Genomic DNA, 25,711 nt, shown 5'->3' on the forward strand with positions numbered 1-25,711 from the left:
AAAGTAGGCTTAAAGCCTTGTACTATAAGGCTTTAAGCCTACTTTTAGCAACAAATTTGTCTATTACACCTTTTTGTTTGTCTGGATAAGTCAGTGAGAAAGGCTTCGATTGGTAAGGCAGTTCGTCATAACTTTGTTGTGTTTTTTGAATGTTAGTTTCGGTATTCATAAAAAATCCTTGTAATAATGATAGTTATGTTTTGTTACTTACGATCATCCACTCCAATTAATAAATAATGACCATTAATATCGCTCAAACTACGGAAACCAATATTGAAAATCTGATATGGACGAACTCTCCCTTTAAGTTGGCTATAATCGAAATTATCATGATGATGGCCGTGAAAGATTTTTTGTACTCCCATACTTTCTGCTAATTGATTAATCACTGCAAAACCAGAGGGATGTGGCTTAGGTGCTTCATGGCAGATCAAAATATCGGCTTGTTGTGTAGCAAGCGTATCGAAGTCAGATGGGAAAATTGAAGTACGATGGCGCAATGGTAAACCACCTCGCCAAATTTTATCTTGTGTGCAATATTGGCAGTAATGAATAGGATCTAGGAATAATGGTTTGTTTGGCGGCATCCAAATTTGTCCACGGAAAACACCTCCTAAACCAGCAATTTTTACCCCTTCAATTTCAACTACACGACTATGCAAATTTCGTTGCTGCCATTCGCTACCCCATATTGCTTCAAATGCAGCAACGGTTTTACTATCATGATTACCATGGATAAACCAAAGATCACAATATTGCGCCAGTTTATCAAGTTCTTTGCAGTCAGTGAGTTGTAAATCCCCAAGAATAATCAATGATATGGATTGATTATTCTGGATAAAGGGATACAGATGTTCAAAGTATCCGTGAGGATCTCCAGCAAAAAGCAGCATGAATTATTTATTTCTCCTTATCCTTATCGTCAATTATTGCTTCATGAACGGATTCATCATTCAATACTCGTTCTACAATTTTCTTCACTTGAATATAACGTTCTAAATAGCTTGGTGATTCAATTTCAATATAAGGAATATTGTATTTCTCTAATAATTTCTTGAGGAGTTGCTGAAAACGCTGGCGTTGTTGTTGTGAACTTAAGCTGCGTAAACCATCATCCACCCAAGCAGTATTGTTGTTTAATAAGATTGTGACATCAAAAGGATATTCTTTGATCATAGAATCCAAGAAAGGATGTGCTTTCCCTTCATATTGAATACAGAATGCTTGTGTTGTAATAAAATCAGTATCAATAAATGCGACTTTATGAGCGTGACGTAAAGCATAATCAACATAACGTTGATGACCTAACGCCATTAATGGGTAGTCAGAATATTGCATAGCTTGCTCATTACCACCCAATTTTTCAAATACAAATTCGCGACCATATTCCCAAGCAGAAGTCGTATTAAATACTGCAGAGAGTTTGTTTACCAACATAGTTTTACCACTACTTTCTCCGCCAAGAATAGCAATGGTTTTGGCAAAGAATGGACGAACTTCTTTTGGAATAAATTTCCAATATTGGAAAGGATGATTACGAATTTTGGTAGCAGATACATTAAAGAATGCACGTTCAGGATCGACGAGAACTACATCAAGATGTAAATATTTTTCGTATGGTTCTTTATCTTGTGGTTCACTTGAAAATACCACACTTGGTGAGAAATGTTTCTCTTTAAAGAGGTTTTTGACTCGATCTGACCAATCCACCCAACCATTTGGATAAGCAGCAATTCCATCCTCAACTAAATGATGGATAAAAATTTGTTTTTGTTGATATTTAAAAATTTGCTGCATCCAACGTAAGCGATCTTGTACGGTTGGCATTTTTTTCATTTTACTGTCATAAAACAGTTTTAAATCACGTTCTGTGTCAGTACAAACAATCACATGCAACTCATCTACTTTACTAAAGGCTTCATAAATCATATTGATATGCCCAGTATGTACTGGATAGAATTTGCCAAAAATGACACCGACTTGCTTATTTGGCATATTAGAAATTTGCAAAGCATGATGGATGGCATTGAGCTTTTTCGCACTTGGATTCTGAATTTTACCGCCCACAAGCTGGTTGTAATAAGCACGAGTGATTTGAGCTCTTTCGCAGACTTCTGCAACCTTCATACCTAATTGTTTACGTTTTTGCTGTAAATAAAGAAAATCAGTCATATTATGCTCCTTTGATGGGGAGCATAATACGCAACAATTTAGATATTGTCATTAGTCTTATGTTATCTATATAAGCTATATTGGAAATTAATTTTGAAATGAACGTCTTTTATATGCTACGTTTTTGGCGATTCATCTTTTTGTTGTAATAACGCATCAACACGCGCTTCTAATGCAGTGAGTTTTTCACGAGTACGTAATAAAACTTGTGTTTGTACATCAAATTCTTCACGTGTTACCACATCTAATTTAGTGAGTTGAGCTTGTAAAACTTGTTTAATTTTGTTTTCAACATCACTACCAAGATCTTGTAATCCTTTTGGCAGATTATTTTGTACTTGTTGAATAATTTCTTCGATTTTTTTCGGATTTAACATAAGCACCTCATTATTTTTCGCGACCACATTGTATGAGAAAAACCTGAAATTTACTAGGCAACAGAAACTTTTTCTTTTATACTGCACAACGCATTCTCAGGGCGGGGTGAAATTCCCCACCGGTGGTAAGCGTCAGTAAGCCCACGAGCGTTCGTATTTGATACGAAGTCAGCAGATTTGGTGAAAATCCAAAGCCGACAGTGATAGTCTGGATGGTAGAGAATCGCGGTATCTCTAAGATAGAAAACATGATTTATTTTGGTTGAGTGATCAGATAAGCCAGATATAAATCGTGCCATAATGCATTCCTAAATGATAGAAAATGCGTTATCAATATTCTCAGCCTATATTGATTGCATTGGTCGTAATCGCAGGGAATTCATTATATTTTCTTGTCTGCCGTATTTCCCTTAATCGCCCTGATTCTGGTACTAACAATTAACTAAGGATAAATTACCATGAGTCAGTCAATTCTTTCTCAATTTGGCAATGCCGAACAACGAGTGCTTAATGCGATTGCAGCATTACAGCAAGGCAAAGGTGTATTAGTATTGGACGATGAGGATCGCGAAAATGAAGGCGATTTAATCTATCCAGCAGAAACCATTACCCCAACACAAATGGCAAAACTTATTCGTTATGGTAGCGGAATTGTTTGCCTCTGCATTACTGATGAGCTTTGTCAAAAATTAGAACTCCCTCCAATGGTAGAAAATAATACCAGTGTCAATCGTACTGCCTTTACTGTGACGATTGAAGCGGCACAAGGTGTATCTACTGGGGTATCAGCACAAGATCGTGTTACGACTGTTAAAGCAGCAGTTGCAGATAATGCGAAACCAAGTGATTTACACCGTCCGGGGCATATTTTCCCTCTACGTGCTAATGATAGAGGTGTATTAGGTCGTCGTGGACATACAGAGGCATCTGTGGATTTAGCGGAATTAGCTGGTTTTAAACGTGCAGGTGTGATTTGTGAAATTACCAATGATGATGGCTCGATGGCACGAGCACCAGAAATCGTAAAATTCGCTTTAGCACAAGGCTATCCAGTCGTTACTATTGAGGATTTAGTGGCGTATAAGTTATCGCATTGATAAAAAAGCCTGCTTTAATATCATTGTTTTAAAGCAGGTTTTTTTGGTAATTAGTTTAATAATCTCTCTATTTCACAACTGTTTCCATTTTGGAAAATTAATTTATTGTCATAAGAATACCTATCATAAGATAAAATTGCTTCTTCTCCATAAGCATATTCATAACAATATTTAGTTTTAATATAAAAGCCTTCTCTTGTCTTATATAAATTCGATTGCTCTCGTCTGATTTCAATTTTATAAAAATCAGCGTTTACTAAAAGAGGGAGACTTAAACCAAAAATGCATAAGATAATACTGTTGTATATTTTATAATTCATCAATTAAATCCTAATATTATATTAGTTGACCCAAGTTCCAAAACGATTGATAAATCCTGTATGACCTTGATAGGTTACTTTGGCTTTACCCTTACTGAATCGTTCAGCATAATCTAATACAGGATTGATCACCCAGTTTCCATATATATCCATGTAACCCCATTTCCCTCCTTCGCAAATATTATTGGATAAATCTCCTCCGTAATAAACACCAGCTAGAGCTTCTTCTTCACTGAACATTCCTACGCATTTATAAAGTGGATATACAATGTAGTTACCAGTCAAATCTATAAATCCCCAGAGATTGTTTGTTGCTGACTGAACTGCTGCCCTACCATGAGAAAAACGTCCTGCATAGCTAAATTTGGCTGGTATAACAATTTGCCCTTGTTGATTAATGTAGCCATATAGATTACCATCTTGAAATACAGCTAACCCATTGTAAAAATTTGAATGCTTAATTTTTTTTTGGTTAGATTCTTTAACGATTGTTACTTCATTATCTTTTTCCTGTGTAAGTTGTCTTTTTTCATTTTCAATATTATTTTGTTGTTTTTGTAGTTCTCCTTTAAATTTAACTAATTCTTTTTTTTCTTTTTCAATATTTTCTAGCTGTTCGAATTTTCTTAATTCCTCAGCTTTTTGACAAGATTGAATATAATCATGTTTACAACTTTCATTATAGTAAAAGGATGCTTTTTCTAGATCTTGCTTAACATATTTTCCAGAACTATATAATTCTGCAATCTTAAAAGAGGCTTCGGGATTTTTTTGATTCCCTGCTTTATACAAATAATTCAATGCTTCCTCAGTTTTATTATCTGCAAGCAGTAAATCTGCAAAAATAATTTGTGATTCAGAGTCTCCTTGTTGGGCTGCTTTTTCACAAAAAGAAAATGCTAACGATTTCTTATTGTTATCTTGGAATAAATTTTTACATTCTTTTGCATTATTATCAAAGCAAGCATTGAGCAAAGTTAATGTTATTGTAATTTGAATAATGTTAATTATTATTTTTTTATTTATGATCATTTTTTAATTCCCTGTCTGTTATTTTTATCTTTAATTAATTTTTTTATTTCATTTATCTGATCATTTAAATCTTCAGTGTTTTTTTCAATAGTATTTTCAATAGAATTTTTCATCTTGCTAATATTTTCATTTTCATCACTAGAGTATGAAAAGTATTGTAATATTAATATTATTATTAATAAAAGTAATGTTAATAATATTGATATATGAGAAAATAAAGAAGTTTTTGGCGGCAATATGATAGGTGAGTGTAAGTTTTTTATAATCTCTTGGAGATTATTAATTTTATTTTCTATCTCATTATTTGCTGTTTGTATACCTGTGATATCTACTCTTTTTAGTAGATCCTGTAGAGTTGCTTGCTTAATACCCTCTTTATTACTTATTGTGTTAATCTTATCTTGTATGTTTAGAGTAACTTCTTTCCCAATCCAGGAAAATATTTCTTCCTGTGCAAGGTATGTTTCTTTTTGCTTTATAAGAGCTTCTTTTTCTGCTAATCTTTCTTTTTCTTGAGAAATCCCTTTTTGAATTTTACTATCCATATCCTTTTTTAATTTTTCAATAATTTCTTTCAGATAATTGATGTTTTGTGTTAAATCGCTACATTTTTTTCTTAAAAAATCGGATTCTTTTTCATAAACTTTTGTAAATATTTTTCTTGAATATAGTTGTTCTGAATTGATAATGGTATAATTTTTATTATTCATTTTATTGATAATATTTTGACTAAATGAAAAATAAATATGGGGGTAATTAAAATAGAGCTTATGTTGTAGAATATTCTTGATAACAGTAATAGTTTCTGTTGGATTTATTATGTGAATGAAGATAACATTTTCATTATTTCTACTTTGAGAAAATGGATTGTTGTTTAATGGTGTTAAACCTTTCCCAATTATTTTTAGCTCATCTAATGGATAGTTAAAATCTTTATTTGTTATTATTTCTTTATAGGATTTAGTATTTTTATCAATAAAATTATTGATTTGAAAGTTATTTAATTCAATTAATCCAGAAAGAATAGCTTTTATTTCTTCATCACCTGCACTAAATTGATAGCCAGAGGTTTCAATAAATGCCCCAAAGTAGCTACCTTGTCGTGTTTGTCCTTGTTCGAAGATAGAACGATATTCTGCAATACCAATAATTTTCTTATCTTGCCGATAGGTAAAATAGTATAATTGGCAATCCCTTGCTGTCTCTTCTCGTGGATCAGGTAAGCAGCTACCAAATTCTTGTGGTAGGTCAAAAATATTATCTAATTCTAGTTGATCATGAATTCCTTGTGCAGAATATTGTCTCCCTTTTGGTGTGCCAACAATTCCCCAGCCTAAATTTAATAATTCATTATTATTCATTTTATTGCCCCTTAAACCATTTGATAAATTTATCCCAACAAGTTTGTTCTTTAATTGGGGATATACCATTTGTTCCAGACATATATAACCATCTAAATAGTTTTTCAGGACTTTCTTTATCAAATTTTGTTAAAATATCTGAGTTTATTGAGAATTCTCCCATATGATAAAAAATAGTTTTATTTTGTTCTGATTCATTAAAAAAACTATTGGCAAAATCTGGAATCTTATTAATGGCATATGTCATTGGATCAAAACCATACTTTTCAACACTAGATATATCATTAGCATAAATAAGATCTGCTTTAGAAAGAAGTAATGCTTTTGGAAAGAACTTTTTATGTAAATTTTGAATATTTTGAATATGTGTAAAAATAGAACTAAGAACATTACTTTGTGGAATGGAGCCTTTTTCGTCAACTAGTGATTGATCATAAACAAAGATTAGTTTCGTTTTTACATTGGATTCTAAAATAGCTGTCAAATAATTAGGTAGTTTACCAGATTTTTTATTCTCTTTTTTCATAAAAGAAAGTTCTGAATGTTCACCTGAAGCATCAATAAATACAATATTTATTGGTGGTTTAGCCGAATCTTTTGGTACAAAAACAATATGAAATTCAAAATACTGTTTAGTATCAGTACTTGTTATTCTTTCAGCATGAACAACATTATTGAAACGATCTTGTAGAATATAAAATAACTCCTCTTCATTTTCCGTCGATTTATTTATATCTAAATATACCGTTCCCTCTAAATAGTTTTTCATATAATGTAAGATACTACCAATTATCCATGTTTTCCCAGAAGCGGGCTGTCCAAAAAGTAAAACATAGTGTTTATTTTCTGAATCTGTATTTAATTCGATTAAACGTTTATGATATTCTTCATCTGTTAACTCTTTTTCAACACTACGTTTTAAAAGTTTATTTGACTTATTTCTAAGATTATACTTTTCTTCATTGCTTGACGTTACTTCTACTTCAGTGTCCATTGTATATGAAGCCTCTAAATAATCTTGTTCCGTAAGTTTTTCTTTTGTTACTGTTGATGAATTTTGATCATTATAAGAAGAAATTGAATTAATTTCTGGTTCTTTATCTTTTTTATATGGATTATGTAGCATATTACGCCTCTATTTACATTTGATGTTTTGATTTAGTAATTTTTTGTGGCTCTTTTTCATTTTTACCAAAAAATACTAATAAACTTAGCACTACTGCCCAATCAATAAAGAAACAGAGAATAGTAAATAATATACCAACTAATAAATGTGTCCCGAATGCAGATTTAAATGAGAATGCAATTTTACCAATTTCTTGGCTTTCAAAAGGTACTTTCGTAAATTTAAAAATAGAGTCTTCATTAATAAACTCTTGGATACTTGAGCCAATTTCATTAATCGTATTTACAGCTTTTAAATTAGTTTCAAAGCCATATTGTTTAACTAATACTGTAGTTTGCAAAATATTATCAATAAGACGATTTGTTTCTTTTGCTTTTTTATGAATATTTTCTCGAATATCCTCTACTTTATCATAATCATTACTGGTCAATTTTCTTTTTGCAATTTGTTCAATATTCTCTTGATAACGTTGTGCAAGAGTATTCCAATCATTACCCTTAACACCAAAATCTGTCAGTTTTTCACCCAACACAGTTTCAATTTCTCTAATCAGTTCCTGTGCTCTTTGGCCAACTCCAGGTCTAGCAGGATCTGTAATTTGACGTACTAATTGCTGAGTTAAAGTTTCAATACGAGTACGTTTTTCTGTAATATCTGGACTAAAATTATTTAATACTTTATCTGCTGCATTGATAACATCGTGTAATTGTTGTTTATGTTTTAGTAATTCATCTCTAAATAATTGTTCTTTTTGATAAGAAGTATAAATAGCATTAAAATTTCCAGTAAAGGAGAATAATGAGAAGAAAAAATAAGTGATTAAAAATCCGCTTATAGGGAGATGATTGAGTTGTCTAAAACCGATAAGAAGAGTGAATCCATACATTAATATTGTAATAGATAATGAAAATGCCCAAGCAAATTCTTTACCAAATAAATCTGAAAAACCTAATGCAGTTTGAATAAAACTAATTGACATGAAAACAAGTAAAGGAAGGTGTACCCAACCAGGTAGTTTACGGGATTGTATTTGCATTTGATATTCCTAAATAAAATATTAATTCAATAAGTTTTTAAATAATAAATATGTTTGAAAGATTAAACCAGCAACAAAAAAGCCAGAAAAATACCTAATTTGTTATGATAAAAAGCATAGTTTTTGACTAAATTTGTAGTGTTATTACTAACTTGATTTTATTGCAGCATCGTATTAAGACTACATAAAATAACTATGCTTTTATCATAAATAGGTGGTAGACTTTTCTCATTTGTTGAACGAATAACAAACAGGTTAGAAAAATAGCCTTTTTGTTACAATAAAAACACGAATAGGTTAAGTATGGAAATCTATGATAAAGTGAGAGTAATGAGAGAAATTCGCCAATGGTCACAAGAAGATATGGCTGAAAAAATGGGTATGTCAGTTACAGGGTATGCGAAGATAGAAAGAGGACAATCTAAGTTGCACTATGATAAATTAGAGAGAATTGCGCGAATTTTTAATATTAGTGTACTGGATCTAGTAACTGTTGATGAGAAGAAACCTATGTGGTATTTCTCAGAACACTCTAATCATAATACTGCAAATTATTATGCTTCAGATGATGCTTTAATTTTAGAAATTGAAAAATTAAAAGTTACTATTGATAGTTTACAAAATACAATTCAATTAAAGAATGAGTTGCTATTACAAAAAGATAAAGAAATTAATGCTTTAAAAGAAATTATTGATTTATTGAAGAAGTAATTTTTATTTTTCTTTCACAATACTTATACACCTATAATAGGTATATAGGACAAAAAATTAAACTTTTTGTCTTATATACCCAGAAATACCTATTCTATTTAGCAAAGTTGATAAGCTCAAATAAGAGACTTGTTTAAAATATTTTTAATAACAATCTTTATTGAGATTCACTGTTTAGTTTTAAGATTAAATCACATGCTTGTTGCATATCATCTTTACACGCTTGCTGTAAATATTGTGTAGCAACAGTAATATTTTTAGTTACACCTTCCCCAGAATAATACATTACACCAAGAATCGCTTTAGCATGGGGGCTACCTTGATTAGATGCTTTTTGAAACCATTGAAAAGCCTGTTGATAATCTTGTTTAAGACCTAATCCTAAATAATACATTTCTCCAAGAAATAATTGTGCAGACATAGATTTCTGTGCTGCAGCTTTTTGAAACCATTGAAAGGCTTGTTGATAATCTTGTTTAATGCTAGATCCTTCTTTATAGAGTATTCCAAGAGAGACTTGAGCGTCTGCTAGGCCTTGTTCTGCCGCTTTTTTATACCATTTGATTGCTTCTTTATAATTCTGTTTATCTAGGTAGAGATAACCTGTATAAAATTGGGCCAGTGCATTTCCCTTTTCAGCCTGATATTGCATCTCCGCTGGTGTTAAGGTAATTGTTTCTTCAGGAGACTTCGTACTTAATTTCAATTTAAATAAGAGAATACCTATTATGATAATAAGGATAAATAAATATTTTTTATTCATATATGTTATCGTTCTAAATGTATTTCTATACTTGCTTTACCGCCAAGTCCAGATCCGTTTATTGTAAGATTGATTAAAATGATCTTTAGCGGTAGATTTGTTTTTCCTTACGTCTAGCCTGTTATAATATAGATTGCCAGAAGCAAGATGTGTATCGCTAAGGTTTTTTCAGTCGCTTTTGTGAACCACAGTGTCGAGCTAACTTAATAAATTATTCATTTCCCTTTCTTAATCCAATATTGATAAGGTGTTGTTGCTGTTTCACTTTGCAATAAGGTATGTTCCATAAATTGGCAAAAACCAGGGATATCACGGGTGGTGGCAGGATCATCTGCTAAAATAAAAAGAATCTCACCATTTTGCATTTCACGAATTTTTTTTCGCACTAACATTACAGGTTCTGGGCAGCGTAATCCTTGAGTATCCAAGGTTTGATTAATTTTCCATTCAGTCATATGATTGTTGCTTATTATGAATAAAGTAGTAATGATACTGCATTTTGGAACAAGATGGGATAGTGAGGAAAAGATGAACCTATTATTTGCAACACATTTAGCTCATATTCAAGAATTGGTGCGTGAGGCATTATCTTGCTGTCGTTTAGATGGCGTTTGGATTCACGCAGGACAAGCGACTCACTATTTTTTAGATGATCAAACCAAACCTTTTCGTATTAATCCTTATTTCAATTATGTTGTACCTATGCCACAGGCCGAGGGGAGTTGGGTCTTTTTAGATGGTTATAGCAAGCCACAACTCTATTTTTATCAACCAAAAGATTATTGGTATTTTGTTGAGGCATTACCAGATGATTTTTGGTGTGATCAGTTTGATTGGCATATTTTTACTAATACAGAGCAAGTAGCTACCTTTATTAATAATCGTAAAAATTGTGCCTTTATTGGGGAAGATGAAGCATTAGCAAAAGCGTTAGGCTTTTTCGCTATTAATGATCGTAAGTTATTGAATATTCTTAATTATTATCGAGCATATAAAACTGAATATGAAATCACTTGCATCTTTCAGGCACAAAAGCCTGCTTTATTGGGGCATCAAGCAGCGAAACAGGCTTTTGATGAGGGAAAAAGTGAGTTTGCGATTAATGCTGCTTACTTACAAGCTAGTGAACAATCAGATTTAAATGTACCTTATGGCAATATCGTGGCATTAAATCAACACGGATCCGTATTACATTACAATCGTTTAGATAAACAGGCTCCGACTGAAACCAAGAGTTTTCTGATTGATGCAGGGGCAACTTATTATGGTTATGCGTCTGATATTACTCGTACTTATCAACGTGCGGAACATTCACTATTTAGTCAGTTATTGCAAGGAATGGAAAAAATTAAGCAAGATATTATTACTGATTTGCAAATTGGCTATAACTATTTAACTTATCATACGCAAATGCAACAACGTGTGGCACAACTGCTGCACGATACTGAATTAGTGAAATTGCCAGCAGAACACATTTTTGATCTTGGGATTAATCGGGCGTTTTTACCACACGGTTTAGGGCATTTTTTAGGTTTACAGGTTCATGATATTGGTGGTTGGCAACAAAATAAACGAGGTGCGATTAAGCGTCCACCAGAAGTGTATCCGAGTTTACGTTGTACTCGTGAATTAGCCGAAGGTATGGTGTTAACCGTTGAGCCAGGACTTTATTTTATTGAACTATTATTAGCGCCATGGCGTACTCACGAATGTGCGAATAAAATTGATTGGCAAGCGATTGAATCCTTAAAAGCATTTGGGGGGATTCGAACCGAAGATAACATTGTGATGCGTGCTAATGGAGCAGAAAATCTTACCGTGAAAATGCAGCAACAACTGCAACAATCATAAGGAACGTTATGCAGTATCCTGTATTACAGCAAGCGGTGAATTTTAGTGAAGAGATTAAAAAAAGCCGCTTTATTACTTATCTCCAGCCAGTAGCAAATTTAGACGAAGCAAAGCAGTTTTGGCAACAGATCAAAGCAGAACATCCTGATGCCCGTCATCATTGTTGGGCAACAGTGGCTGGTGCACCGACTGACTCGCAGCAGTATGGTTTTTCTGATGATGGTGAGCCATCAGGAACGGCAGGTAAACCAATGTTAAATGTCTTGTTAGGTAGTGGAATTGGTGAAATTTGTGCCGTGGTTGTGCGTTATTATGGGGGAATTTTGTTAGGTACGGGCGGGTTAGTGCGAGCTTATGGTAATGGGGTACAACAAGCCTTAAAATTAGCAACCACCATAATCAAAGTAGAGCGACAACAATATCAATTAGTCTGTCAGTATGCACAATGGGCGTGGCTGGAGACGTTGTTGAAACAGTATGATGTGGAAATTGTGCAACAAACTTATACTGATCAAGTTTGTTTAATCCTAGCGATTGCTCCTGAGCAGGTTAGTGAACTGAATACCCAGTTAAATGAACGTTCTGCGGGACAACTTGAATTACAACAATTAGAAACTTGAGAATAACTATGAAAACATTGATTTTATATTTAACCCATGATGGACAGACACGAAAAATTGCGGAAGCTATTTCAGCACAACTTACGGGACAATGTGCGATGGCAAATTTGGCCGAGAATATGGATATTGATCTTACACCGTATGATCGTGTGGTTTTGGGGGCTTCTATTCGTTATGGCAAGTTTAATCCTAAGTTATACGTCTTTATTCGTGAGCATAAACAACAGTTAAAAGCCAAAAAAGGGGCATTATATACGGTGAATCTAACCGCACGTAAAGCGGATAAAAATACGCCACAAACCAATGTTTATACGCGTAAATTATTAGCGAAGATTGCATGGCAACCTCAAGTGGTTCAAGTATTTGCTGGGGCGTTATTTTATCCACGTTATACTTGGTTTGACCGCACAATGATTCGTTTTATTATGAAGTTGACAGGGGGAGAAACTGATCCTCGAAAAGAAGTGGAATATACGGATTGGAAACAGGTTGCAAACTTTGCCCAACAGATTGATCAGTTATAAGAGAGATAATAAAAAAACCGCCAATTTTTGATGGCGGTTTTCTTTTAATTATGTCAAAAAAATCATTAAGCTAATTTTTTGATATGTGCAGATAATTTAGATTTGTGATTTGCTGCTTTGTTTTTGTGGATTAAGCCTTTAGAAGCCATTCTATCCACAACTTTTTGCATTTCAACGAAAGCTGTTTCTGCAACTGCTTTATCGCCAGCGGCTACTGCTGCATAAACTTTTTTGATATAAGTACGCATCATAGAGCGTTGGCTTGCGTTATGTTGACGGCGTTTTTCAGATTGAACCGCACGTTTTTTTGCTGACTTGATATTAGCCAAGGTCAAACTCCCAAAATTTCTAATTAATTACACTAAAAACGAAAGGCGTAAAATATGCCTATTTTTTAAGCCCTTGTCAATCGATTTATTGCCTGATGCCGAAATTTGCTTCGAGAGTAAGCAGTGGCAATGGTGTGCTTGCCTCAGTGAGACACAACCGAAGTAAGCCAAATAAAAGGCGGGCGAAATTTTACCAGTTTTTTCTGGGAGAATATAGCGTAAAAAGTAAAAATCTATACAATGAGCCGTAATTTTTACCACATTAAATAGAAAATGGCAGGTTATTTTGAGTAAAGGATTATTAAAATCGGGCATTGTCGTTAGCAGTATGACGCTGTTATCTCGTATCTTAGGGTTAGTGCGTGATGTTGTGATTGCTAATCTATTAGGTGCAGGCGTAGCGGCAGATGTCTTTTTATTTGCAAACCGTATTCCTAATTTTTTACGCCGTTTATTTGCTGAGGGGGCTTTTTCTCAGGCATTTGTTCCCGTATTAGCCGAATATCAAAAAGATGGTGATTTAGATAAAACAAGAGCATTTATTGCCAAAGTATCAGGAACATTGGGAGGATTGGTAACCATAGTAACGTTATTAGCAATGATTGGCTCACCAGTCGTTACTGCTATTTTTGGTACGGGTTGGTTCTTAGATTGGTTAAATGATGGTGCAGAAGCAGAAAAATTTACGCAAGCCTCACTGTTGCTAAAAATCACTTTTCCTTATTTATGGTTTATTACGTTAGTGGCGTTATCTGGGGCAATTCTGAATTCGATTGGTAAATTTGGTGTGATGTCATTTTCACCCGTGCTGTTGAATATTGCGATGATTGGTTCTGCACTGTTTCTGGCTCCACATTTAGATAATCCCAATCTTGGTTTAGCGATAGGGATTTTTCTTGGTGGATTATTACAGTTCCTGTTTCAAATTCCATTTTTAAAACAAGCAGGACTATTGGTACGACCTCGTTGGGCATGGCATGATGCAGGGGTCAAAAAAATTCGTACTTTAATGATCCCAGCACTTTTCGGCGTTTCTGTTAGTCAGATTAATCTGTTGCTAGATACGTTTATTGCCAGTTTCTTGATGACAGGATCAATTAGCTGGTTATATTATTCTGATCGTTTATTAGAGTTTCCGCTTGGTCTATTTGGTATCGCAATTTCGACTGTGATTTTGCCAACGCTTTCACGCCATCATGTACAAAATAATGATATGCAAAGTAATTTAGCCTTTCGCCAAACTTTGGATTGGGGCGTGCGAATGATTTTATTACTCGGTATTCCTGCTATGGTAGGGATTGCGTTGTTAGCTCAGCCAATGTTATTAGTGTTCTTTATGCGTGGGCATTTTTCTTTAAGTGATGTACAAGCGACATCTTATTCATTATGGGCGTTTAATGCAGGGTTGTTGAGTTATATGTTAATTAAAATCTTGGCAAATGGTTATTATGCTCGTCAGGATACGAAAACCCCTGTGCGTTATGGGATTATTGCAATGGTGAGTAATATGGGCTTTAATTTATTAGCGATCCCATTTAGTTATGTTGGCTTAGCGATTGCTTCGGCGATGTCAGCAACATTAAACGCCTTTTTGTTGTATCGAGGATTAACGAAGCAAGAGGTTTACCATTTTTCCACTAAAAGCCTGCTCTTTTTTGGTAAAGTGGTGTTAGCAGCGGGAATGATGGGGGGCGTATTATTTTATTTCACACCGAGTTTGTCTGAATGGTATGCAATGACCTTTGCTTGGCGCGTGATTTGGCTTGCTGGATTAATTGCCGTTGCTGCGGTTTGTTATTTATGTGTATTACTGATACTAGGTGTGAGAAAGAAAGATTTATTGGCACACTAATATGAATATTTTACAGTCATTGTGGATGGTTTTTGCCAGTGCCACTTTTGCAATTATGGCAGCGTTTATTAAGCTCGCTGCTGAAGATGGAGCAAGCCTAGGAGCAATTATTTTTACTCGAGGATTGCCGTCAGTATTATTAATCTGGCTTTGGGTACTATTCGCTCGCCAACACCGAAGTTTTAAAACACCTCGACTACGTTCTCATCTTACTCGCAGTATCTTTGGGGTACTCTCAATTTGGTGTGGCTTTTATGCGTATGCTCATCTTCCACTGGCGACTGCTGCTAGTTTGAACTATACCACAACCTTGTTTATTACTTTCTGGACAGTGTTAACTACGGTGATGGCACATCGGACAATACAGATTTTAGCAGTTGCTTTAGGATTTTTGGGCGTATTAATCGTTTTAAGGCCAAGTATTAATGCACAAGATTGGTTTGCTATTTTAGTTGGTGTACTTTCTGGATTAAGTGCAACGGGTGCAGTGCTTACAGTAAAACGTCTGGGGCAAGCGGGTGAACCAGTTTGGCGAACAGTGTTCTATTTTTCTGTTTCTGTCACAGTGATTGGCTTTGTTGGGTTTTTGCTCGCCGATAACTATCTCGCGGATATTCACTCCATTTGGTATTTATTAGGGATAGGTATTTTTGGATTGTTAGGACAATTAGGATTAACACGATCATTTAGCTATGGTGCAACGGTACTTACAGCAACATTACAATATACAGCGATTATTTTCTCTGCCTTGTTAAGTTTGTGGCTATGGGATACTTCAATTGATTTACTGAGTTGGTTGGGAATGTTTGTCATCGTAGCATCTGGTGGATTATGTGCCTATGGAACAAGGAAAGAATAATCTTTTTCAAGCGGGTTCAAGTTTTACACCTTTTGACAATCTGCGTATAATACCCGCATTTTTTGTAACCTTTTTGATGAGCTAATAGCAATAATGCAATTAATTCGAGGTCTTTATAATTTACCAACCTTTCCACAAGGTTGTGCGCTGACGATTGGTAATTTTGATGGCGTACATTTAGGGCATCAAACTATCTTACAGCACTTGAAGCAAAAAGCAGACGAATTGTCGTTACCGACTGTGGTGATGTTATTTGAACCTCAAGCAAAAGAATTTTTTCTCAAGGAAAAAGCACCAGCTCGTTTAATGCGCTTACGAGATAAATTGACATATCTTGCTCATTTTGGGGTGGATTATGTTTTTTGTGTTCCTTTTAATGCTACATTCGCCCAACAAACTACAATGGAATTTATCCAACATTATTTAATTGATAAATTGAAAGTTAAATTTCTCAGTGTGGGTGATGATTTTCGCTTTGGTGTTAATCGCAGTGGTAATTTTGCTACATTAAAACAAGCAGGGGAAAAATATGGCTTTCAAGTCGAAAATAATAGCAGTTATTGCTTAGATGACTTGAGAGTAAGTAGTACAGCAATTCGCCAAGCACTTGCTGAAGATAAACTGGATCAGGTCGAACAAATGTTAGGACGACCTTATAGTATTTTAGGGCGAGTGGTACATGGTAATGAATTGGGTAGAACGATTGGTTTCCCAACGGCAAATATTGGATTACATCGTAATGTTAATCCTATCCAAGGAGTATATGCAGTAGAGGTTAGCGATCGGATAGGACATCATTATTATGGCGTTGCGAATGTGGGAAATCGCCCAACTATCAATGGGGTAAAACCATTATTAGAAGTTCATCTATTTGATTTCAATGGTGATCTTTACGGGAAAACCTTAGAAATTTTCTTTAAAGCAAAATTGCGTTCAGAAATTAAATTTCCATCATTTGAGGCTTTACGTGAACAGATTGCACGTGATGCACAAAATGCAAAAACTTACTTTCAACAAAATGATGAAAAATAGTCAATTTTTTTGATAAGTTTATTTGCATAGCGATCCAAAAAAGGCTATAAAAGAACGTTTTCAGGCGAAACTTTTGGTAATAGTCACCTAAAGTTAGCCAATCTAAATTTGATTTAACTTTTATTATTACGGAATAAACTCATGTCTAAAGAAACAACTGATTACAAAAGCACGTTAAACCTGCCTGAAACAGGTTTCCCAATGCGTGGCGACTTGGCAAAACGTGAGCCAGCGATGCTAAAAAATTGGTATGATAAACAGCTTTATCAAAAAATCCGTCAAGCAAGTAAAGGCAAGAAAACATTTATTTTGCATGATGGTCCTCCATATGCGAATGGAACAATTCACATTGGGCATGCCGTAAACAAAATTTTAAAAGATATTATTGTTAAATCAAAAACAGCACTTGGTTATGACTCTCCATATATTCCAGGTTGGGACTGTCATGGCTTACCGATTGAACTAAAAGTAGAGGGCTTGGTTGGTAAACCAAATGAGAAAGTTTCTGCTGCGGAATTCCGTGAAGCGTGTCGTGCGTATGCAAAAGAGCAAGTTGAAGGACAGAAAAAAGATTTTATTCGTTTAGGGGTAATTGGGGATTGGGATAATCCATATCTCACTATGAATTTTGCCACAGAAGCCAATATTATCCGTACCTTAGGCAATGTGATCAAAAATGGTCATCTCTATAAAGGATCTAAACCTGTACATTGGTGTTTAGATTGTGGTTCTGCTTTAGCGGAAGCGGAAGTTGAATATTATGATAAAACTTCCCCATCAATTTATGTGCGTTTTGCTGCAGCAGATGAAGCAGCGGTGTTAGCAAAATTTACTTTAGAAAAGGCTGGAACTGGGAAACTTTCAGCGGTGATTTGGACAACAACTCCTTGGACATTACCGTCTAACCGTGCAATTGCTCTACATCCAGAATTAGAATATCAATTAATTCAAGTGAATGGAGAACGTTTAATCCTCAATACTGAGTTAGTTGAAAGTGTGATGAAAGCGATTGGTGCAGAAGATTATCAAGTGTTAGGTGTAGCGAAAGGGAAAGACCTTGAGTTATTGCAATTCAAACACCCATTCTATGATTACACCGTACCATTTATCCTTGGCGAACACGTAGGTAATGATGCAGGTACTGGTTTAGTCCATACTGCGCCAGATCACGGTCATGACGACTTTGTTGTAGGACAACAATACAATTTACCAATGGCTGGATTAATTGGAAATGATGGTAAATTTAATAGCCAAGCACAATTCTTTGCGGGTGAAAATGTATTTGATGCAAATCCTTTAGTGGTGAAAAAATTGGAGGAAGTGGGGGCATTATTAAAAGTTGAGAAAATTACCCACAGCTATCCACATTGTTGGCGACATAAAACTCCGATTATTTTCCGTGCAACACCACAATGGTTTATCGGTATGGATGTACAGGGATTACGTGCACAAGCATCAAAAGAGATTAAAAGTGTGCGCTGGATTCCAGACTGGGGACAAGCTCGTATTGAATCAATGGTAGCGAATCGTCCAGACTGGTGTATTTCTCGTCAACGTACTTGGGGCGTGCCATTAACTTTATTTATTCATAAAGAAACGGAAGTGTTACACCCACGTACTTTAGAGTTAATTGAAGAAGTTGCGAAACGTGTTGAAGAAAAAGGTATTCAAGCGTGGTGGGATCTCGATATTAATGAAGTATTAGGGGAAGACGCTAAAGAGTACCAAAAAGTACCAGATACCTTAGATGTGTGGTTCGATTCAGGATCAACTTATTCTGCGGTAGCAAAACATCGTCCAGAATTTGGTGGTAATGAAGTAGATATGTATCTCGAAGGATCTGACCAACATCGTGGTTGGTTTATGTCTTCATTAATGTTATCAACAGCCACAGATAATAAATCACCATATAAACAAGTTCTTACTCACGGATTTACCGTTGATGGACAAGGCCGCAAGATGTCAAAATCAATCGGTAATATCGTTACACCACAAGAAGTAATGGATAAATTTGGTGGTGATATTTTACGTTTATGGGTTGGTTCTGCAGACTATACAGGTGAAATTGCGGTATCTGATGAAATTTTCAAACGTGCAGCAGATTCTTATCGCCGTATTCGTAATACCGCACGTTTCTTATTAGCAAACCTTAATGGCTTTGATCCAAAACGTGATATGGTGCCAGCAGATGAAATGATCGTATTAGATCGTTGGGCAGTTGCTTGTGCATTACAGGCACAAGAAGAGATCAAACACGCCTATGATAATTATCAATTCCACGAAGTGGTACAACGTATTATGCGTTTCTGCTCAATCGAAATGGGATCATTCTATTTAGATATTATCAAAGACCGTCAATATACGACCAAAGCGAATAGCCTTGCACGTCGTAGTTGTCAAACAGCGTTGTATCATATTGCAGAAGCGTTAGTACGCTGGATTGCACCAATTCTCTCGTTCACTGCGGATGAAATTTGGCAATATTTACCAGGCGAACGTAGTGAGTTTGTCTTTATGGAAGAGTTCTATAACGGCTTATTTGCATTAGCAGATAATGAAGAGATGAATGATGCGTATTGGCAAGAAGTATTAAAAGTCAGAGCAGAAGTTAACCGTGTATTAGAACAAGCTCGTAATGATAAAGTGATTGGTGCTGCACTTGCTGCAGAAGTAACCTTATACGCAAACCAACATTATGCAGATTTATTAGCAAAATTAGGTGATGAATTGCGTTTTGTATTGATTACCTCAAAAGCAGAAGTGAAAGCATTAGCGGATGCAGATGTGGTAGAAGGTGAATTAAGCGGTTTAGCTGTGAAAGTGGTTGCTTCACAAGCAGAAAAATGCCCTCGTTGTTGGCATTATTCTGCAACTGTTGGACAAAATAGCGAACATCCACACCTCTGTTCTCGTTGTGTTGAGAATGTTGTCGGTGAGGGTGAAAGTCGTCAATTTGCTTAATTAGTGATAGCAATTCTTGAACAATTAATCGTGATCACTGCTAGGTTGATAACTTAGCAGTGATCCTTTTTTATTGTGAATAGGGTAAATAGCTTTTTAACAATGAGTATCGTGATGAAACAAAAGCAAACAAACGGATTAATTTTTCTTTGGTTAAGTGTACTGGCATTTGTAGTTGATTTAGGGACAAAATGGCTAGTAGTAACCCGTTTTGAATTGTACGAAAGTATCAATATTTTACCGATTTTCAATTTAACGTATGTCAGAAATTATGGCGCAGCGTTTAGCTTTTTAGCTGATCATAGTGGTTGGCAAAAATACTTTTTTGTCTTAATTGCATTGGTGATTTCTGGATTGCTGCTGTTTTGGTTATGGCGTTCGCCACGTACAAAAACGTTAGTCAATAGTGCTTATGCGTTGATTATTGGTGGGGCGTTAGCCAATATGGTTGATCGTTTATATCACGGATTTGTGGTGGATTTTCTCGATTTCTATTGGCAGATTTATCATTATCCAGTATTTAATGTGGCAGATATATCAATCTGTGTGGGAGCAGGATTAATGATCCTCGATTATGTAAAGAATGAAAGAAAAGAAACAAAGGAAAGTGAGTGATGAAAATTATTTTAGCCAATCCACGAGGTTTCTGTGCAGGTGTTGATCGAGCGATTAGTATTGTTGAATTAGCGTTAGAGATTCATGGTGCGCCAATTTATGTGCGTCATGAAGTTGTGCATAATCGTTTTGTGGTTGAGGGATTACGTCAACGTGGGGCGATTTTTGTAGAAGAACTTAGTGAAGTACCCGATGGGGCAATTGTGATTTTCTCTGCCCATGGCGTTTCACAAGCTGTTCGTCAGGAAGCCAAAGATCGTAATTTAAAAGTGTTTGATGCTACTTGTCCATTAGTAACAAAAGTCCATATGCAGGTTGCTCGTGCGAGTCGTAAAGGAACAAAAGCGATTTTGATTGGGCATAAAGGGCACCCAGAAGTGGAAGGAACGATGGGGCAATATGATAATCAAGATGGTGGAATTTATTTGATTGAGAATGTGGAAGATATTTTAAAACTCCCTGTATCGAATCAAGATGATTTAACCTTTATGACACAAACAACGTTGTCGATTGATGATACTGTAGAGGTGATTGCAGCACTGAAACAAAAATATCCTGCGATTCAAGGCCCACGCAAAAATGATATTTGCTATGCAACTACTAATCGGCAACACGCCGTGAAAGAGTTAGCTACGCAATCTGATTTAGTCATTGTAGTGGGTTCAAAAAATTCCTCGAATTCCAATCGTTTAGCAGAGTTAGCTTCACGTATGGGCGTAGCAGCAAAATTAATTGATGATGCGGCAGATATTGACCCAACTTGGTTAGAGAATGTGAACGTGATTGGGATTACTGCGGGGGCTTCTGCACCAGAGGTGTTAGTACAATCTGTGGTAAGCCGTTTGTTAGAACTTGGTGCAACAACCGTTGAAGAGTTGGAAGGTTGTGAAGAGAATACTGTTTTTGAAGTACCGAAAGAACTTCGAATTACCGAAGTAGAATAACAAAATCGCACAGCATAGGCTGTGCGATTGTATTTTAGAGGTTTTAAAAAAGGTTAGACATCATAAGTGGTTGATGCGGTATTACCACCATGACCAGTCCAGTTAGTATGGAAATATTCACCACGTGCTTTATCAGTACGTTCATAAGTATGTGCACCAAAGTAATCACGTTGAGCTTGTAATAGATTTGCTGGTAAGCGAGCTGTCGTATAACCATCTAGGAAGGTCAACGCAGACGCCATACAAGGCATTGGTAAACCAATTTCCACTGCTTTAGCAACCACTTTACGCCAAGCCGCTAAACAAACTTTTAAGATGCCATTAAAGTATGGATCTGAACCTAAGAAGATTAAGTCTGGGTTTGCAGTATAAGCATCACGGATATTACCTAAGAATGCACTGCGGATAATACAACCTTCACGCCATAATAGTGCGGTATTACCATAGTTTAGATCCCATTGATAGGTTTCAGATGCTTCACGAATTAACATAAAGCCTTGCGCATAAGAAATGATTTTTGAGGCAAGTAATGCTTTACGCACTGCTTCAATCCACTCTTTTTTATCGCCACTCACAGGTTGAATGGTATTATCAAAGAGTTTTGCTGCCGCTAAACGTTGTTCTTTAAATGAAGAAACACAACGTGCAAATACCGCTTCACTGATTAAGGTTAATGGAATACCAAGATCTAACGCATTAATTCCTGTCCATTTACCTGTCCCTTTTTGTCCAGCAGTATCGAGGATTTTTTCTACTAATGGTTCCCCATCTTCATCTTTATATGCCAAAATATCAGCAGTAATATCAATCAGATAGCTACTTAATTCAGTTTTTTTCCATTCACTGAAAATCTCATGCATTTCATCATAACTTAATCCTAAGCCCTCTTTTAAGAAATGGTAGGCTTCACAGATTAATTGCATATCGCCATATTCGATACCGTTATGTACCATTTTCACGAAATGACCAGCACCATCTTTACCAACCCAATCACAGCAAGGTTCGCCAGCAGGTGTTTTTGCAGAAATGGCTTGTAGAATTGGTTTGACATATGGCCATGCTTCTTCATTACCACCTGGCATAATAGATGGACCACGTCTAGCCCCTTCTTCACCACCAGATACACCAGTTCCGACAAAGCGAATACCTTTTTCTTTTAACGCAGCAACACGGCGATTAGTATCTGGATAATTTGAGTTACCACCATCAATAATGATATCGCCCTCTTCAAGATACGGCACTAAGTTATCAATAAATTGATCAACCACATTTCCCGCACGCACCATTAACATAATTTTGCGAGGTTTTTCGAGTTTATCGACAAGATCTTGTAAAGAATACGCACCAATAATATTGGTACCTTTGGCGGCACCTTGTAAAAATTCATCTACTTTTGCAGTAGTACGGTTATAAGCGACCACTTTGAAACCGTGATCATTCATATTTAAAATTAAATTTTGTCCCATTACCGCTAAACCGATAACGCCAATATCGCCTTTTTGGCTCATATTTTGCTCCTGTATTTTTCCAATATTTAAGTTAACTATATTTGTTGTATAGCTGTGAAACGCTTTATTTTATCCATGCACTTGGATGTTGTGTGAAACCAATATGCGGATAATAATTTATTGCTTGTGGTGCAGAGAGTAAAATAATTTTACATTCTGCATCAACTTTCTCTTGTAGAGTTTGAATTAGTTGTTTGCCAATGCCTTGTTTTTGCCATTGCTCACTTACCGCTAAGTCGCTTAGATAACAACAATATGCAAAATCAGTCACTGCACGGGCAACACCTACTAAATGCTCGCCATTCCAAGCCGTAATTAATAGATCTGAATTTTGTAACATCTTAGTAATTCTATCAATGTCATGAATTGGTCTGCGAGCACCAAGAGTCGTTTGTTTTAATAATTCAATATATTGTTGAGCTGTGAGTTGGATATCTGTTTTATAAACAATCATTGCTTTTATCTCCTAAGTAATAGCGTTTATGGTTGTGAGATATTCTTTTTTCCAGAACATATACCATCATTATTTTTCTCACAATAGGTCACCATTTTAATAATATTACTGCTTGGATAAATCACTAAAGCTCTAAATTGATCATTACCTAAACTGTTAATAAAAATTCTTGCATTGCTTGCTTTCCAGCTTGCTAATTCAATGTTTTTCATTGTTCCGCTAATTAATAAAGACTGATTATTAATATAATGGAATGGCGGTATAAAATATTCTGTACTCTCTATTTTATTAATATAATGATTATCTATGCAATCATACAAATAGTATTGTTTTTCATATTTGTCACGAATTTTTTCAAAAGGTATTTCTGTATAAGTTTCCTTGATTTTATCAAAATTTATCCAGCTCTCTTTTTGATAATAATGGTTATAACATAGGTATTGTTTTTCCCATTTTTGAAATCTAGTTTGTAAAATCAAATCATTTTTACCATATAATATTTTCTGTAATATTATTTGATTTTTTTGATGAATATTCTCAAAAGATCTTGCTGTGGTAATATAAGCATTAATATAAAAAATAACAGCACTTACACCAAAAATTAATAATAAACCAAGAATAAATATGATAAAGGGAATAAATATAATAATTAAAAGTCTAAATATAATTTTACTTGTTTTGTATATTATATTTTTTATCATAAATTAAGATCTTTTGGTTTGAATAACGACACATTTTTTCCCAATAATTTCTTGAAATTTTTGTGATGTAGTTGCCCAATCCACTATATCTACCGTATAAGGTAAATCACTCTCTGAAAATGCCATTTCAACTTGACAGAGGGTCCTTAAATCAAGCGGCTGTTCACTCATCACTACTAAATCTAAATCAGAAAATGTAGTCGCTGTCCCTTTTACTCTTGAACCAAATGCACGCACCTCATAGGTGGGCAAATAAGTTTGTAAAATCTGCTGTACAATCGCTAAGTGTTGAGGCTGAATATCTATCATACTAATTTCGTTGTTTTAGTTGTGTTAGTAATGTTTCTGCAGATTGCAGAAATGTCGAAATATCTTGATAGACTTGTTGTGCTTTATTGTGATCATAGGTATGTGAAGTAATATTACGCATTTTACGATACAGCAACCAATCTTCAACATTCATAATTAATCCTGCTTTTGCACCGAAACGCAAAATATCTCGAAAATCGCTACTATCAATTTCTTCAGGTGTTTCAACTATTTGTTTTAATTGACGTTTGAGCATTTTGATACTTAATTCATAAACAAATTCAAATTTTTGAATAGTTCCTGCAATTAACGTATCTTGAACAATGCTTTCTTGTTGGCTAAACCATTGCTCATCTGCTAATTTTGTAACAGTATCTTGAAGAGAGATAAATGCATTTTCCAATACGGATAGATCGAGTTTTTCCATTGGTTGCTCCTCGCCTAGCTTACAATAACGCAGCTGCCTCTTGATCCAAATACCACTCAGTTATGCCTTGTTGAGATTGAATTTTGGCAGCTGGATACGGTAATGCTTCCGCAGCCGTAGATTGAATCTCTTGCAGAATTTTCGCTTTGCCTGCTCCCGTAACTAAATAAGTAACGCGTTTTGCCTTTTCAATTAAGCAAGCAGTTTTAGAAATACGATACTGCCCACTTTCAGGGTGTTGAGCAATGACTGCTAAATTTGGATTAGCAAAATCAGTATGATGAGGAAATAGTGAAGCGGTATGCCCATCGGCTCCCATACCTAAAATAATCCAATCAAATACAGGCAAGTTATCTTGTTTGCTTGGAATAGTTTGTAAATCTTGTTCGAAGCGTACAAGTGCTTGCTCTGGTGGTAGTTCCCCATAAATGCGATGGATATTTTCACTAGGAATCACAATATGATCGAATAATAAACGTTGCACTTCACCATAATTGCTTTCTGTATCTGTTGGTGGAACACAACGTTCATCTCCCCACCAGAAGTGGAGATTTTGCCATTGAATAGCCGTGTTATACGGTGGCTTAGCTAAGGTTTGGAACAGTAGTTTTGGTGTACTGCCACCAGATAAAGAAATATGAATAGCTTGTCCTAGTTGGCTATAACGTTTAAATTCTTCGGCAATATGATTGACCGCTGCTTGAGCGGTCGCAAAAACTTGATAATTCAT

Annotated in this window: 29 protein-coding genes and 1 riboswitch; of the genes, 11 read left to right on the forward strand and 18 right to left on the reverse strand. The window is 35.2% G+C overall.

Annotated features, from left to right (window positions below):
• Window positions 1-22 precede the first annotated feature (22 nt).
• From ACFFHT_RS07200 to ubiK, 4 genes are all read right to left on the reverse strand, one after another.
• Window positions 23-169 carry a hypothetical protein gene (locus tag ACFFHT_RS07200; RefSeq protein WP_382374848.1) on the reverse strand — a complete coding sequence of 49 codons (147 nt, stop codon included), beginning with the start codon at window positions 167-169 and terminating at the stop codon, window positions 23-25.
• Between the two features lie 34 nt (window positions 170-203).
• Complete coding sequence (locus ACFFHT_RS07205; RefSeq protein ID WP_382374850.1) at window positions 204-893, reverse strand: metallophosphoesterase family protein; 690 nt, start codon at window positions 891-893, stop codon at window positions 204-206.
• Window positions 894-900: 7 nt separating this feature from the next.
• On the reverse strand, window positions 901-2,172 hold the full coding sequence (gene nadR, locus ACFFHT_RS07210; protein ID WP_382374852.1) for a multifunctional transcriptional regulator/nicotinamide-nucleotide adenylyltransferase/ribosylnicotinamide kinase NadR: 1,272 nt from the start codon (window positions 2,170-2,172) through the stop codon (window positions 901-903).
• A gap of 116 nt (window positions 2,173-2,288) precedes the next feature.
• Window positions 2,289-2,549, reverse strand: a complete 261-nt coding sequence (gene ubiK / locus ACFFHT_RS07215; RefSeq protein ID WP_382374854.1) for a ubiquinone biosynthesis accessory factor UbiK — start codon at window positions 2,547-2,549, stop codon at window positions 2,289-2,291.
• Window positions 2,550-2,637: 88 nt separating this feature from the next.
• Window positions 2,638-2,777, forward strand: a riboswitch (FMN riboswitch).
• Window positions 2,778-3,007: 230 nt separating this feature from the next.
• Here ubiK and ribB point away from each other — a divergent pair.
• Window positions 3,008-3,646 (forward strand): 3,4-dihydroxy-2-butanone-4-phosphate synthase, encoded by a 639-nt coding sequence (gene ribB / locus ACFFHT_RS07220; protein WP_382374856.1) that lies wholly within the window; start codon window positions 3,008-3,010, stop codon window positions 3,644-3,646.
• Window positions 3,647-3,696: 50 nt separating this feature from the next.
• Here ribB and ACFFHT_RS07225 read toward each other — a convergent pair whose 3' ends face one another.
• From ACFFHT_RS07225 to ACFFHT_RS07245, 5 genes are read right to left on the reverse strand one after another with little or no spacing between them, the layout of a single operon-like run.
• Window positions 3,697-3,966 carry a hypothetical protein gene (locus tag ACFFHT_RS07225; RefSeq protein WP_382374858.1) on the reverse strand — a complete coding sequence of 90 codons (270 nt, stop codon included), beginning with the start codon at window positions 3,964-3,966 and terminating at the stop codon, window positions 3,697-3,699.
• Between the two features lie 21 nt (window positions 3,967-3,987).
• Window positions 3,988-4,998: a WG repeat-containing protein gene (locus tag ACFFHT_RS07230; protein ID WP_382374860.1), complete on the reverse strand. Its 1,011-nt coding sequence runs from the start codon at window positions 4,996-4,998 to the stop codon at window positions 3,988-3,990.
• Window positions 4,995-6,359 (reverse strand): hypothetical protein, encoded by a 1,365-nt coding sequence (locus tag ACFFHT_RS07235; protein ID WP_382374862.1) that lies wholly within the window; start codon window positions 6,357-6,359, stop codon window positions 4,995-4,997. The genes ACFFHT_RS07230 and ACFFHT_RS07235 overlap by 4 nt, the downstream gene beginning before the upstream one ends.
• Window position 6,360: 1 nt before the next feature.
• Window positions 6,361-7,485, reverse strand: coding sequence for a ribonucleoside-triphosphate reductase (locus ACFFHT_RS07240; RefSeq protein WP_382374864.1), 1,125 nt, complete (start codon window positions 7,483-7,485; stop codon window positions 6,361-6,363).
• A gap of 13 nt (window positions 7,486-7,498) precedes the next feature.
• A complete protein-coding gene (locus ACFFHT_RS07245; RefSeq protein WP_382374866.1) occupies window positions 7,499-8,521 on the reverse strand; it encodes a peptidylprolyl isomerase PrsA family protein in 1,023 nt (340 codons plus the stop codon).
• Window positions 8,522-8,824: 303 nt separating this feature from the next.
• Here ACFFHT_RS07245 and ACFFHT_RS07250 point away from each other — a divergent pair, with 303 nt between their 5' ends.
• Window positions 8,825-9,232, forward strand: a complete 408-nt coding sequence (locus ACFFHT_RS07250; RefSeq protein ID WP_382374868.1) for a helix-turn-helix domain-containing protein — start codon at window positions 8,825-8,827, stop codon at window positions 9,230-9,232.
• A gap of 157 nt (window positions 9,233-9,389) precedes the next feature.
• Here the strand turns inward: ACFFHT_RS07250 and ACFFHT_RS07255 are convergent, their stop codons facing one another.
• Both ACFFHT_RS07255 and tusA read right to left on the reverse strand, forming a co-directional pair.
• A complete protein-coding gene (locus tag ACFFHT_RS07255; protein WP_382374870.1) occupies window positions 9,390-9,995 on the reverse strand; it encodes a tetratricopeptide repeat protein in 606 nt (201 codons plus the stop codon).
• Between the two features lie 215 nt (window positions 9,996-10,210).
• Complete coding sequence (tusA, locus tag ACFFHT_RS07260; RefSeq protein ID WP_382374872.1) at window positions 10,211-10,450, reverse strand: sulfurtransferase TusA; 240 nt, start codon at window positions 10,448-10,450, stop codon at window positions 10,211-10,213.
• 73 nt (window positions 10,451-10,523) lie between these two features.
• On the opposite strand from tusA, the gene pepQ reads away from it, so the two are divergent.
• Genes pepQ through hemG form a run of 3 tightly spaced genes read left to right on the forward strand, consistent with a single transcriptional unit; the run spans window position 10,524 to window position 12,990 of the window.
• Window positions 10,524-11,846, forward strand: a complete 1,323-nt coding sequence (gene pepQ / locus ACFFHT_RS07265) for a Xaa-Pro dipeptidase (protein ID WP_382374874.1) — start codon at window positions 10,524-10,526, stop codon at window positions 11,844-11,846.
• An 8-nt stretch (window positions 11,847-11,854) separates the two neighbouring features.
• Window positions 11,855-12,466 carry a YigZ family protein gene (locus ACFFHT_RS07270; protein WP_382374876.1) on the forward strand — a complete coding sequence of 204 codons (612 nt, stop codon included), beginning with the start codon at window positions 11,855-11,857 and terminating at the stop codon, window positions 12,464-12,466.
• Between the two features lie 8 nt (window positions 12,467-12,474).
• Complete coding sequence (hemG, locus tag ACFFHT_RS07275) at window positions 12,475-12,990, forward strand: menaquinone-dependent protoporphyrinogen IX dehydrogenase (RefSeq protein ID WP_382374877.1); 516 nt, start codon at window positions 12,475-12,477, stop codon at window positions 12,988-12,990.
• 65 nt (window positions 12,991-13,055) lie between these two features.
• Here the strand turns inward: hemG and rpsT are convergent, their stop codons facing one another.
• Window positions 13,056-13,319 carry a 30S ribosomal protein S20 gene (rpsT, locus tag ACFFHT_RS07280; RefSeq protein ID WP_066107914.1) on the reverse strand — a complete coding sequence of 88 codons (264 nt, stop codon included), beginning with the start codon at window positions 13,317-13,319 and terminating at the stop codon, window positions 13,056-13,058.
• A gap of 286 nt (window positions 13,320-13,605) precedes the next feature.
• Here rpsT and murJ point away from each other — a divergent pair, with 286 nt between their 5' ends.
• From murJ to ispH, 6 genes are all read left to right on the forward strand, one after another.
• The gene (gene murJ / locus ACFFHT_RS07285) at window positions 13,606-15,171 is read left to right on the forward strand and encodes a murein biosynthesis integral membrane protein MurJ (protein ID WP_382374879.1); all 1,566 of its coding nucleotides are present in this window, start codon (window positions 13,606-13,608) and stop codon (window positions 15,169-15,171) included.
• 1 nt (window position 15,172) lies between these two features.
• Window positions 15,173-16,030: a DMT family transporter gene (locus tag ACFFHT_RS07290; protein WP_382374881.1), complete on the forward strand. Its 858-nt coding sequence runs from the start codon at window positions 15,173-15,175 to the stop codon at window positions 16,028-16,030.
• 93 nt (window positions 16,031-16,123) lie between these two features.
• A complete protein-coding gene (ribF, locus tag ACFFHT_RS07295) occupies window positions 16,124-17,062 on the forward strand; it encodes a bifunctional riboflavin kinase/FAD synthetase (protein WP_382374883.1) in 939 nt (312 codons plus the stop codon).
• A gap of 141 nt (window positions 17,063-17,203) precedes the next feature.
• Window positions 17,204-20,023 carry an isoleucine--tRNA ligase gene (gene ileS, locus ACFFHT_RS07300; protein WP_382374885.1) on the forward strand — a complete coding sequence of 940 codons (2,820 nt, stop codon included), beginning with the start codon at window positions 17,204-17,206 and terminating at the stop codon, window positions 20,021-20,023.
• A gap of 114 nt (window positions 20,024-20,137) precedes the next feature.
• Entirely contained in the window at window positions 20,138-20,638 is a 501-nt protein-coding gene (gene lspA, locus ACFFHT_RS07305; RefSeq protein ID WP_382374887.1) for a signal peptidase II, read from the forward strand.
• Window positions 20,638-21,582, forward strand: coding sequence for a 4-hydroxy-3-methylbut-2-enyl diphosphate reductase (gene ispH, locus ACFFHT_RS07310; RefSeq protein ID WP_382374952.1), 945 nt, complete (start codon window positions 20,638-20,640; stop codon window positions 21,580-21,582). Before lspA ends, ispH begins: the two co-directional genes overlap by 1 nt.
• Before the next feature lie 53 nt (window positions 21,583-21,635).
• Here the strand turns inward: ispH and gnd are convergent, their stop codons facing one another.
• From gnd to pgl, 6 genes are all read right to left on the reverse strand, one after another.
• Entirely contained in the window at window positions 21,636-23,090 is a 1,455-nt protein-coding gene (gene gnd, locus ACFFHT_RS07315) for a decarboxylating NADP(+)-dependent phosphogluconate dehydrogenase (RefSeq protein WP_382374889.1), read from the reverse strand.
• A 64-nt stretch (window positions 23,091-23,154) separates the two neighbouring features.
• Entirely contained in the window at window positions 23,155-23,544 is a 390-nt protein-coding gene (locus tag ACFFHT_RS07320; RefSeq protein WP_382374891.1) for a GNAT family N-acetyltransferase, read from the reverse strand.
• 26 nt (window positions 23,545-23,570) lie between these two features.
• Window positions 23,571-24,245 (reverse strand): hypothetical protein, encoded by a 675-nt coding sequence (locus ACFFHT_RS07325; RefSeq protein WP_382374893.1) that lies wholly within the window; start codon window positions 24,243-24,245, stop codon window positions 23,571-23,573.
• Between the two features lie 3 nt (window positions 24,246-24,248).
• On the reverse strand, window positions 24,249-24,554 hold the full coding sequence (locus ACFFHT_RS07330) for a nucleotidyltransferase family protein (protein WP_382374895.1): 306 nt from the start codon (window positions 24,552-24,554) through the stop codon (window positions 24,249-24,251).
• Between the two features lies 1 nt (window position 24,555).
• Complete coding sequence (locus ACFFHT_RS07335; protein WP_382374897.1) at window positions 24,556-24,981, reverse strand: nucleotidyltransferase substrate binding protein; 426 nt, start codon at window positions 24,979-24,981, stop codon at window positions 24,556-24,558.
• A 19-nt stretch (window positions 24,982-25,000) separates the two neighbouring features.
• Complete coding sequence (gene pgl, locus ACFFHT_RS07340) at window positions 25,001-25,711, reverse strand: 6-phosphogluconolactonase (RefSeq protein ID WP_382374899.1); 711 nt, start codon at window positions 25,709-25,711, stop codon at window positions 25,001-25,003.

Origin of the sequence: Gallibacterium melopsittaci (genome assembly GCF_042433085.1) — a bacterium.
Taxonomy (GTDB): Bacteria; Pseudomonadota; Gammaproteobacteria; order Enterobacterales; family Pasteurellaceae; genus Gallibacterium; species Gallibacterium melopsittaci.